General features: G+C 35.9%; 9 protein-coding genes and 1 tRNA gene. 9 read left to right on the forward strand and 1 reads right to left on the reverse strand.

All coding sequences use genetic code 11. The annotated features are described in order from the left end of the window. Positions 1–17: 17 nt before the first annotated feature. The gene (locus AC3HD6_RS12280; protein ID WP_488896583.1) at positions 18–3116 is read left to right on the forward strand and encodes an efflux RND transporter permease subunit; all 3099 of its coding nucleotides are present in this window, start codon (positions 18–20) and stop codon (positions 3114–3116) included. An 89-nt stretch (positions 3117–3205) separates the two neighbouring features. Here the strand turns inward: AC3HD6_RS12280 and AC3HD6_RS12285 are convergent, their stop codons facing one another. Next, positions 3206–4705: a DUF4394 domain-containing protein gene (locus tag AC3HD6_RS12285; protein WP_488896584.1), complete on the reverse strand. Its 1500-nt coding sequence runs from the start codon at positions 4703–4705 to the stop codon at positions 3206–3208. A 322-nt stretch (positions 4706–5027) separates the two neighbouring features. Between AC3HD6_RS12285 and tuf the strand changes: the two genes are divergently transcribed. The 8 genes from tuf to AC3HD6_RS12325 all read left to right on the forward strand — a co-directional run bounded on the left by tuf (position 5028) and on the right by AC3HD6_RS12325 (position 11539). Then, positions 5028–6233, forward strand: a complete 1206-nt coding sequence (gene tuf / locus AC3HD6_RS12290; protein WP_045501120.1) for an elongation factor Tu — start codon at positions 5028–5030, stop codon at positions 6231–6233. Positions 6234–6287: 54 nt separating this feature from the next. After that, positions 6288–6358: transfer RNA gene (locus AC3HD6_RS12295), tRNA-Trp, on the forward strand. A 12-nt stretch (positions 6359–6370) separates the two neighbouring features. After that, positions 6371–6577 carry a preprotein translocase subunit SecE gene (gene secE, locus AC3HD6_RS12300; RefSeq protein WP_160135970.1) on the forward strand — a complete coding sequence of 69 codons (207 nt, stop codon included), beginning with the start codon at positions 6371–6373 and terminating at the stop codon, positions 6575–6577. Positions 6578–6598: 21 nt separating this feature from the next. Continuing rightward, positions 6599–7141 carry a transcription termination/antitermination protein NusG gene (gene nusG, locus AC3HD6_RS12305; protein WP_065395256.1) on the forward strand — a complete coding sequence of 181 codons (543 nt, stop codon included), beginning with the start codon at positions 6599–6601 and terminating at the stop codon, positions 7139–7141. Between the two features lie 726 nt (positions 7142–7867). Continuing rightward, positions 7868–8488, forward strand: coding sequence for a hypothetical protein (locus AC3HD6_RS12310; protein ID WP_488896585.1), 621 nt, complete (start codon positions 7868–7870; stop codon positions 8486–8488). A gap of 9 nt (positions 8489–8497) precedes the next feature. Continuing rightward, positions 8498–9136: a hypothetical protein gene (locus AC3HD6_RS12315; RefSeq protein ID WP_488896586.1), complete on the forward strand. Its 639-nt coding sequence runs from the start codon at positions 8498–8500 to the stop codon at positions 9134–9136. A 7-nt stretch (positions 9137–9143) separates the two neighbouring features. Then, entirely contained in the window at positions 9144–9812 is a 669-nt protein-coding gene (locus AC3HD6_RS12320) for a hypothetical protein (protein WP_488896587.1), read from the forward strand. 170 nt (positions 9813–9982) lie between these two features. After that, positions 9983–11539 carry a tetratricopeptide repeat protein gene (locus AC3HD6_RS12325; protein ID WP_488896588.1) on the forward strand — a complete coding sequence of 519 codons (1557 nt, stop codon included), beginning with the start codon at positions 9983–9985 and terminating at the stop codon, positions 11537–11539. Positions 11540–11556: the final 17 nt, after the last annotated feature.

Consider the following 11556-nt stretch of genomic DNA (forward strand, 5'->3'; position numbering starts at 1 on the left):
TCATCAATGTATCTATCATGAACAAATTCATAAAAAATATAATCGCTTTTTCATTAAAGAATAAAGCATTTACCTTTATCTGGGTAGCTATTTTAGCGATTGCGGGGTTCATAAGTTTCAAAAACATGCCTATTGAAGCTTTCCCGGATGTTACCAATACCCAGATTGTCATCATTACCCAATGGAATGGGCGTAGTGCAGAAGAAGTAGAACGCTTTGTTACTACCCCCATAGAATTGGCCATGAGCCCGGTTCAGAAGAAAACCAGTGTGAGAAGTACCACTATGTTTGGGCTTTCCATTGTTAAAATTCTGTTTGATGATGGGGTGGATGATACTTTTGCCAGAAATCAGGTCAATAACCAATTAAGAACCATTAGCCTTCCTGACGAGGTAGACCCTGAAGTGCAGCCACCCTACGGGCCAACCGGAGAAATTTTCAGATATACACTGGAAAGTAAAACAAAAGATTCCCGTAAACTGCTTACCCTGCAAAACTGGGTAATAGACCGTGCTTTAAGAGGAGTTCCCGGAGTTGCTGATATCAATGTTTTCGGTGGACAGGATAAAGTATTTGAATTAAGTATTGATCCCAGAGCTCTGGATAAATATAATTTAACACCGCTTCAGGTGTATGATGCTGTTACCAAGAGTAACCTGAATGTTGGAGGAGATGTGATCGAAAAAAACGGACAGGCTTATGTGGTAAGGGGAATTGGTTTAGTGAAATCTATTACAGATATCGGAAATATCACCATTCAGAATGATAGCGGAAACCCAGTCTTGGTAAAAAATGTAGCTGAAGTTCATGAAAGCTCTATGCCTAGAGTAGGACAAGCAGCTCTTAACAAACATGATGATACTGTAGAGGGAATTGTGGTGATGAGAAAAGGGGAGAACCCAAGAGAAGTTCTGGTAGGTGTAAAAGCTAAAATCAAAGAACTGAACGAGAAGATTCTTCCGAAAGATGTAAAAATGGTGACTTTCTACGATAGGGATAACCTTATGGATTTCACTACCAAAACCGTAATGCATAACCTGATTGAAGGAATTGTATTGGTAACAGTGATTGTTTTGATTTTTATGGCAGACTGGAGAACCACATTAATCGTTTCCATCATTATTCCTCTATCCTTACTATTTGCCTTTTTATGCCTAAAACTGGCGGGGATGAGTGCTAATCTACTTTCCCTTGGAGCTGTAGACTTTGGGATTATCATTGACGGAGCCGTCGTCATGGTGGAAGGACTCTTTGTAATGCTTGACCATAAAGCACATCGATATGGAATGGAAAAATTCAACAAACTGGCAAAAGGAGGTTGGATTAAACAAACCGGAACAGGATTAGGTAAAGCCATTTTCTTCTCCAAACTGATTATTATTACATCATTGATCCCGATCTTTTCATTCCAGAAAGTAGAAGGAAAAATGTTCTCTCCTTTAGCCTTTACTTTAGGATTTGCACTTATAGGAGCATTAATATTTACATTAACGCTGGTTCCTGTTCTTTCTCATATCCTTCTCAATAAAAATGTAAAGGAAAAAAATAACCCATTTGTAAATTTCTGGGACAGAATTGTGTTAAAAGGTTTCAACCTAACCTTTAAGCATAAAAAAACGAGTATGATTGTTGCCATCTCATTCCTTGCGCTGACATTGTTTTCCGGAAAATTCCTTGGAACTGAATTCCTGCCGCAGCTTAATGAAGGTTCTCTTTGGATCACTGCAGAAATGCCCATGAGTTCATCTTTAAAAGAATCTCTAAAAACAGCAGATCTTTTGAAAAAGGATATTATGAGTTTCTCAGAAGTAACTGATGTTCTGGCACAGACAGGAAGAAGTAATGATGGTACAGACCCGAACGGATTTGGATTTGTACAGTTTGCTGTAAATCTTAAACCAAGAGAAGAATGGAAACGAAAAATCACCTATGATGAACTGATTAATGAAATAGATAAAAAGCTGAGAAGTTATCAAGGGATTACGTTCAATTATTCACAGCCGATTTCAGATAACGTAGCAGAAGCTGTAGCCGGTTTTAAAGCTGAGAATGGAATCAAGATCTATGGTGATAACTTGGAAACCCTGGATAAATTAGCCCATGAGGTATTATCAAAAATTAAAGATGTTGAAGGAGTAAAAGATCCGGGAATCATTAAAAATATTGGTCAGCCGGAAGTAAGTGTGGTCTTAGACAGGGATAAAATGGCGGCTTATGGAGTCATGCCTGCCGATGCACAAGCTGTATTAGAAATGGCCTTTGGAGGAAAAACGGCTTCCGAAATGTTTGATGGAGAAAGGAAATTTCCGATCCGTCTTCGTTATTCTCAAGAATACAGAACCAATGAGAATGATATTGCCGCTTTGATGGTACCTACTCAGGATGGTGCAAAAATTCCTTTAAAGGAGATCAGTACTATCGTTAAAGATAATGGTGCGGCGTTTATTTACAGGGATAATATTAAAAGATATATTGGTGTGAAATTCTCAATTCGTGATCGTGATTTGGGAAGCACTATTGCTGATGCACAGAAAAAAGTGGCTGCCGTTGAACTTCCGGATGGATATTCCTTAGGCTGGACAGGGCAGTTTGAAAACCAGCAGCGTGCTTCACACAGGTTGGCGCAGGTGGTTCCGGTAAGTATTCTGATGATCTTTTTCCTTTTGTTTATTCTATTTGGAAATATGAAGGATTCACTTCTGGTTTTGGCGAATGTTCCGTTTGCCTTAATAGGAGGTATTATTGCCTTGCATGTTACAGGCATCAATTTCGGAATCTCCGCAGGAGTAGGAATGATTGCTCTTCTGGGGATATGTATACAGAATGGTGTTATTTTGATTACAGAGTTCCATCAGAATGTTAAAAACGGGTTGGATATTGATAATGCCATATTGAGTGGAGTAAAATCCAGAACCAGGCCGGTGATTATGACAGCTTTAATGGCTTCAATAGGACTGATGCCGGCAGCTTTATCTACAGGCATTGGATCCGAATCCCAAAAACCTTTAGCCATTGTCATTATTGGCGGTCTTATTACCGCTACAGTGCTTACTCTGCTTATTTTTCCAATTATCTTCTGGATTTTCAACAGGACGAAAAAGCTCAGTCAAATTTAGATTATCTTTCATTTATATTAGTAAGAAGTGCGGAAAACAAAGTTTTCCGCACTTCTGCATTATTGAAATAAAATAGGATGAGTTTAAGTTTAAAATCCTAATCCCACTGTGAAAGCTTTTATGGTATTTGGATAATCTGAAACTGAAGTAGCAGCACCTGTTGCTGTATTAATAGAGTAAATTTTTGTAGATGAACCTATGGATGCTGCTAAATAGGCTTTTTGGCTCATGCTTCCAATATCGAAACCATTAGCACTTGTAATATTAATTCCTAAAGAGCCTGTTTCTACTAAATTTCCGTTATTAGGAGGGTTCTGCTGATATAATTTATCTGTATTGTGATCAATGACAAATAGAGTAGTAGCAGTACTTCCCGCAGAATTATTAGTATAAGCAGCTGCGCTTATCAGGGGACTTCCTGGATTTAATGCAAGATCTACAGCAGCAACTGTTCCGTCGTTAGGATTTAGGCGAAGATTCTGTCCTGTATTGCTTACTACCCTTATTCTGTCCACGGTAGGATTGAAATCGAAACCAAAATCTGTTCCGGAAAGCAAAGTAGAAAAAGGTGAAGTACCTACAGCTGTAGCAGCACCTGTTCCCAAATTGATGGTATAAATTCTACTTGAACTTCCCAATGCATACAACTGTCCGTTTACAGGGCGGAAATCTATTCCTAAAATATTTTCACCACTTTGTAATCCAGCCACCGTCTTGGAAACAGGCATTGGACTGTTTGGATTGAAAATTTGGAGATTATTAGAATTGTCAATGGCATAGGCTACCGGTTCTGTAGGAATGGCAATATCAATAAGAGCTTGCTGAAGAAAACCTACAAATGTTGCTTTCCCATTATTAAGATCCAGAACATGCAATTTATCACTGAAAGCTAATAGAGCAGTACTGTTATCAAATTTAATATCAAAAGCAGCCTGCCCTGTAAAAGTGGTTCCCACGCTTCCCACTTCCACTAAAGTTCCATTATTGGGAGGATCTTGTTTATATAATTTTCCTAATACCGGATCAATATCATAGAGTATAGTTGAAGCAGTCCCTGCTTTACTGTTTGTGTAAGCTAATCCTGCTATTGAAGGGCCTCCTGTTCCGTTAATATTAGTATCAATAGCGGCAGTAGCTCCTGTTTCCGGATGTATACGCAGATTTTGTCCGGTATTACTCACCAGACGAATTCTGTCAACAGTAGGATTGAAATCAATTGAAGCTATTGTCCCCGAAATCAAAGGAGTAAATGCTGTTGAACTTACAGGTCTTGCTGAAGCGTTGGATGTATTGATTATATACAATTTGCTGGCATTTGATAATGCATATAATTCTCCTGTTGCAGGCCTGAAATCTATGCTTAACAATTTTTCTCCCGATACAACACCTGTTACAGCTGTTTTTGAGGTGAAGGTTTTCGGATTATTAGAATTAAAATAAACAAGCTCATTCATTGCTGTTATTCCGTATACCATAAGATTGGGACCCTGAGGGATGTTTTCTGACTTATAGCTTTCATCTGAATTGTCACACGAAAAAAAAGTTGTAATGATAAACAGAGCCAAGTAGATGTGTAATAATTTTCTCATAATATTAATGTTAGTTGTTGTTTTTGTATCTACGAGAAAAAGAAAAAAATGGATTTACTGATAGACATATTTAAGTTTTTTGCCTATATATTGTATTCATAATTAGTAAGATAGTTTATATTTTTAATAAAACATTTCTAAGGATTTTTTTCAATAAAGAAAAATGTGTAAATTTGCAGTCTCAATGCATCGAAATATAAGGTTTGTCCTTCATCGGATGAGAATATTGAAAGTTTTTTGAATAAAAAGTTTTTGGTATTTAAAAATTCATTATATTTGCACACCGAAAATTTGAAAAACAATAAATAAATAATTTTAAATCATGGCAAAGGAAACGTTTAATCGTAACAAACCACACTTGAACATTGGTACTATTGGTCACGTTGACCATGGTAAAACTACTCTTACAGCTGCTATTTCTGCTGTATTAGCTAGCAAAGGTCTTGCTGAGAAAAAAGACTTCTCTTCAATTGACTCTGCTCCAGAAGAAAAAGAAAGAGGGATCACTATCAATACTGCTCACATCGAGTACGAAACTGTAAAAAGACACTATGCTCACGTTGACTGTCCAGGTCACGCCGACTATGTTAAGAACATGGTAACTGGTGCTGCTCAGATGGATGGAGCTATCGTAGTATGTGCTGCAACTGATGGTCCAATGCCTCAAACTAGAGAACATATCCTACTTTGCCGTCAGGTAAACGTACCTAAGATCGTTGTTTTCATGAACAAAGTTGACATGGTGGATGATCCAGAATTGTTAGAGCTTGTTGAAATGGAACTTAGAGATCTATTAGCTACTTATGACTTTGATGGAGATAACTCTCCAGTAATCCAAGGTTCAGCTCTTGGAGCACTTACTGCAGCTACTAACGGTGACTCAGAAGATAAGTGGTTCAAAACTGTTGAAGCTCTTATGGATGCAGTTGATGAGTGGATCGATGAGCCAGTAAGAGATACTGATAAGCCATTCTTGATGCCAATCGAAGACGTATTCTCTATTACAGGTAGAGGTACTGTAGCAACTGGTAGAATCGAGGCTGGTGTAATCAACACTGGTGATCCAGTTGATATCGTTGGTATGGGTGAAGAAAAATTAACTTCTACTATTACAGGAGTTGAGATGTTCAGAAAAATCCTAGACAGAGGTGAAGCTGGTGATAACGTAGGTCTATTGTTGAGAGGTATTGAAAAAACTGACATCAAGAGAGGTATGGTAATCGCTAAGAAAGATTCTGTGAAGCCACACAAAAAATTCAAAGCATCTGTTTATATCCTTTCTAAAGAAGAAGGTGGACGTCACACTCCATTCCACAACAAGTACCGTCCTCAGTTCTACGTAAGAACTACTGACGTTACAGGTGAGATCTTCTTACCAGAAGGTGTAGAAATGGTAATGCCTGGTGATAACTTAGAGATCACTGTAGAATTGTTACAACCAATTGCTCTTAACGAGGGTCTTAGATTCGCGATCAGAGAAGGTGGTAGAACAGTTGGTTCAGGTCAGGTTACTGAAATCTTAGACTAATCATCTTAAAATAAATTAAGCTTCCGAAAGGAAACTCTCGGAAGCTTTTTAACTACGGGCATCGTCCAATGGTAGGATACCGGTCTCCAAAACCGTTGATCAGGGTTCGAATCCTTGTGCCCGTGCAAATATAAATTATGAGTTCATTTGTCGATTTTTTAAAAGGTTCTTATAACGAATTCAGACATAAAGTTGAATGGCCAAAATGGGCTGACCTGCAGTCATCTACAATTGTAGTGACTATTGCGACAGTGATTCTGGCATTGTTTACATTTGGAGTTGATGAATTGTTTTCTAAATCAATCAGCAACATCATTGGTATGCTAATCAACATGTTCAATTAATTATAAAAGTATTTTCCCAAAATGAGCGAATTGAAATGGTATGTGCTGAAAGCAATCAGCGGACAGGAAAATAAAGTGAAAAACTATATTGAGACAGAAATCAAACGTTTAGGGTTTGAGCAGTACGTTACTCAAGTGGTTATTCCTATGGAAAAGGTTATCCAAATTAGAAACGGTAAAAAAGTTCCTAAAGAAAGACCTTACTATCCTGGATACTTGATGATTGAAGCTGAGCTGATGGGAGAGATTCCTCACGTTATCAAAAACATCCCTGGAGTTATTTCTTTCTTAAGTTTGACAAAAGGTGGAGATCCTGTTCCAATGAGAAAATCAGAAGTGAACAGAATGCTTGGAAGAATGGATGAACTTTCAGAATTTGCAAGCGATGTTGAGATTCCATATGTAGTAGGTGAAAACGTAAAAGTGATCGATGGTCCTTTCAACGGATTCAATGGTACAGTTGAGAAGATTCTTGAAGATAAAAAGAAAATTGAAGTTTCTGTACTAATCTTCGGTAGAAAAACTCCAATGGAACTAAGCTATATGCAGGTAGAAAAAGTATAATACTTACTTATATAAAATATAAAAAGATCACTTAATAGTGGTCTTTTTTGTTTATTTCTATTCTCGAAAAGCTGATTTAAGATCATATCACAAACAAGATATAAGTGCTTATGGGTAGTGAGGAATTGACAATATGGGTAGCATTCAAAAGAGGACTGCATGATATCATTTGCCTATCTTTTTCAGTGCATTACTACCCCAAATAATTTTAGAGTGTTTTGAACAGTTTATTAAATCAAGCTGAGGATTCCTCCTTTGCGTCTAATAAATATATAATACCACCAACTTTTTAAACTGATCCATCTTTTGCTATTTTAAATGGTTGTCAACTGCATTATTTTCTGGAATAATTTAATATTGATAAAAAATTAGCCATTTTTATTTCATTATTTAAATTTTTTGTATTTTTTAATTATTTATTTTGTGAAATACTCAAAACGAATTAAGACTTGTCAACTGCTTCTATAGAGCACTTTACCTTAATCTTATTTTCACTTTTATGGGAAAATTGTCGGTTTTCCATATGTTTAAAGGTTTTTTTGGAGATAAATCTAATTTTGCTGGCATAGTTCTTGTAACTTACTGGGCAATCAACCCATAAAACTTATTGTTTTCTCATTCGGTACACTGTTTACAGATGTACAGCACATTTAGTGTTTTTAATTTAACCTAAAGTGTGATTAAAGAAGTATGGTTGATAGAAACCTTAGAAGCACATAACCGACAATGACAAAAATTATTTCGATGATCCTTTTAACAGGTTCAGCAGTTTTGACGAGCGCACAAGTTGGAATTAATACTGCAAAACCTGAAAAAGAATTGACAGTAAATGGTACGATGAAGACATCCGGTATTGTTTTCAAAAAGCCTATGGAGAAATTGGGCGCTGATGAAAATTATACTTTTATTATTAAATCTCCTTCACCGGAAAATAAGATTACAGCTTACAATGATAGCTTTGTACCGAATTCTCCGGCGCCTATCAATATCATTCAGTTTAAAATAACTTGTGACCCTTCAGATAAAGACTGGGTAAATGAGTTTGATACCAAAATCAATTCTAAGAAATTCTTGGTGGTAATTTCATCTTTCGGATTTACTCAGCCCGTGAGAACAAATACTGCAGACTGGCTGACCCCGGTTCCTCAGATTTTTGCCTATTCAACAGGTAACACATGGAAATTAAAAGCCGATTATGAAGGATTTTCCCCAACTTCTAATCTGCCAACCGGAGAATGGACTCTTAATTTGTTGGTTTATGACAGATCTTACGCAAAAGAAATTAACTCAACTCAGGATTTAAAATCTTCTACAACAGGTGCTGCTGTAGCTCCTTTAATTCAATAAAACACTAACATGAAAAAAATTATCTCATTATTTTTTATAGCAGCAGCCTCATTAGGCTTGAAGGCTCAAGTAGGAATTAATACTGCAAATCCAAAAGGAACTCTTGATGTAGAAGGAGAAACTCTTGTAGAATCTTATCTTATTGACACAGAAAATGTGACGGCAAGAGGAAATTATTTACTGCTTACCCGTTCAAAAGATACTTCTCCCGTAGGAAAAGTAAAGCTTCTTGATATTACGCTTCGGAATGTAGCACCGGTAAATATGTATACTGTAGTTTTAAAAAACGTTAAACAGGATGAAGTTGTCAACCTAAACACAGGATTGGATGCTGATAAATATGTTGTAGCTATTACAGGAGCTGTTTTTAGTGGGGCGGTTTCTGCAACAACAACATCTACTTCTAGATTATATGGAGCTTACTCTACTGAAGTAACGAAGGTGCAAAAAGGAGGAAAAAATTATCAGGCTATTAACCTAAGTTTTAAAGGGGCAAGTACGGTTTCTTCACAAAACGGAACCTGGACATTAACATTAAATGTATTTGAAAAATCTCTGATAAAGGATTGGGGGACATTTGATGGCTCGGTATCTGCCGCAGCGTCTTTTTCCGGAGTATCAACTAATACGCCTCTTGGGCTTCAATAACAAAAACATGATAAGAAAAATTTATATTACAATGATGATAGGTTGGGGTATATTTTTGAATGCTCAGACCGGCAAAGTAGGAATCAAAACAGATAAACCTACGGAAACACTTGATGTAAACGGAAAAACATATACCAACTCTTTATATCTGAGAAATCCGGGAGAACCTACTATGACGGGAGGAAGTTTTCTGGCAACATCAGAAAATGCATTGCAGATTTATGACCCGAATTTAGAAAGCAGTGGATTATTCAATTATATCAAACTTACCCTTACTAATGTTTCTGGAGAAGGAATTGCAGATTATGATACTAAAATAGATGTCAATAACTTCCTTGTTGTACTTCACAACTATTCTTTTAAACTTAGCAATGGTAATACCAATGTGATGCTTGATTATGGTAATAATGGAGTGAATGATAACAAACAGGGATCTCCTGATGTAGTAGCATTTAAAAGTGGAGGAACCTGGCACATCAGAGCAAAATTTACAGACAGTAGAATTATTGCCAATATTTCAGGTGGTCCATCCAGAACGTATAACAACTTTACGGTAGATCTTTATCTGATGGCCTATAAAAGACTTATCACAAAGCATAATATCAATGATGTTAATGCTGATCTGGGAGGAACTAATGGTTCTACGCAAACAATTAATAAACCAGCCGGTTTTTAAATAGTAAACACAAAAACATGTATAAGGGAAAAACCTAGACTATATCTCAGTAGTCTAGGTTTTTTATTATAATCATTATCATGATGCTTTACTAACTTATTAAGTGTAATTGATGATTGTTTATTGTTTTTTCAAATGATTTTATAATTTTATATGGAATTATATATAAAATGGGGAAACGATTACCTTTTATAGGGTTGTTATTATTTTCACTTGTCCTGTGCTTTGGACAGAAGAAAGAATATGAGCAATATATGAATACTGCTGATGAGCTTAAGTTTAAGGATTGGAAAAAGGCAGAAGCTAATATACAGCAGGCAAGGAATAGTGTTCCTGATAATGATTTGGGAGATTTTTATCTGGAGGCCGCAAAAATTTACAGTGATGTAAACTATTTTGATCTGGCATTGGATTACTCAAATAAGGCATATCATTTATTTTGGGGAAAAGATGAAGAGAAAACAGCTAAAATAGATGGAATTTTCGCTTATACCTACTCTCAACTTAATGATACAAAGAAAGCTGTTACTTATTATAAAAAGCTTTTGAGCTTTTATCAAAAGAAAAAACAACAGACAGAAACCATCAAGGCGCTTAATAATTTAGGGAATGCTTATTTGGTGCTGTCAAAACTGGATTCATCAAGATATTATTTTGAAGAAGGATTGAAAGCTTTTGAAACCTATGATAACCCGGTTTTAAAGGCATTTGTGTTTTCAAATTTTGGTAAGCTTAATTTTTTGGAAGGCAATACGATCAAGGCAGAAGATTACCTGCTTGAAGCCAATGCTATTTTAAAGAAAAATACTATTGATGATCACAAATCAAATTATCAGGTTAATTACAATCTGGCCAACTTTTATATAGAAACACAAAATCCAGGAAAAGCTTTGGTATATGCTCAAAATGTGGGTAAGTATATGACATCTGATGGAGTAAACTTTGATAATACCAATTATTTAAGGACCCTATACAAAGCTTATCAGCTGAATAAGGATTATAAGCATGCTGTAGAAACCTTTAAAAAATACGATTCTATCCGGGATTTGTTGAATATTGAAGAAAAAGCTGTAAACGTAGAAAGATTGAAGGTGCAGCATGATTACGAACTTCAGAAAAGGCTGGATAAAATAGAGCAGGATAAAAAGAACATGCTGTATATAGTTATAGCTATAATTCTTTTGCTGCTTGTGGCCATCAGTGTTTTGTTGCTTATTAATTTCAGAAACAAAGCTGAAAAGCTCCGTCTTGAAAAGAAATTGATTGAGAATCGTGAAAAGCAGCTTGAAATAGATAACCAGATGAAAGAAAAATTGCTGGTTTATAAATCTATGGAGCAATCCAAAATAGAAGAGATCTTCAAATCATTACTGGAGCAGATAAATGTTTTGAAGTCTAAACTTAAAGACAGTGAGATCAATGAGGTCTCCAGAATTATCAATGAAATTAAACTGAATACAAAGAATGATTCATGGGGAGATTTTGAATACCATTTTCTGAATATCCACGAATCCTTTTACAAAAATCTGGATCGAAAACATCCTGGACTAACCAATTATGATAAACGGCTCGCGGCAATGTTGAAACTCAAATTATCAACAAAAGAAATTTCAAACCTCTTGAATGTAACCCCAAAAACAATTGAAAATTCAAGAACACGTTTAAGAAAAAAAATGAATCTTACGAATACAAAAGAAGATCTTGCTCAATATTTGAATGAATTGTAATTTTCTGTATTTCAGTA

Source organism: Chryseobacterium sp. II3a, from assembly GCF_057815135.1.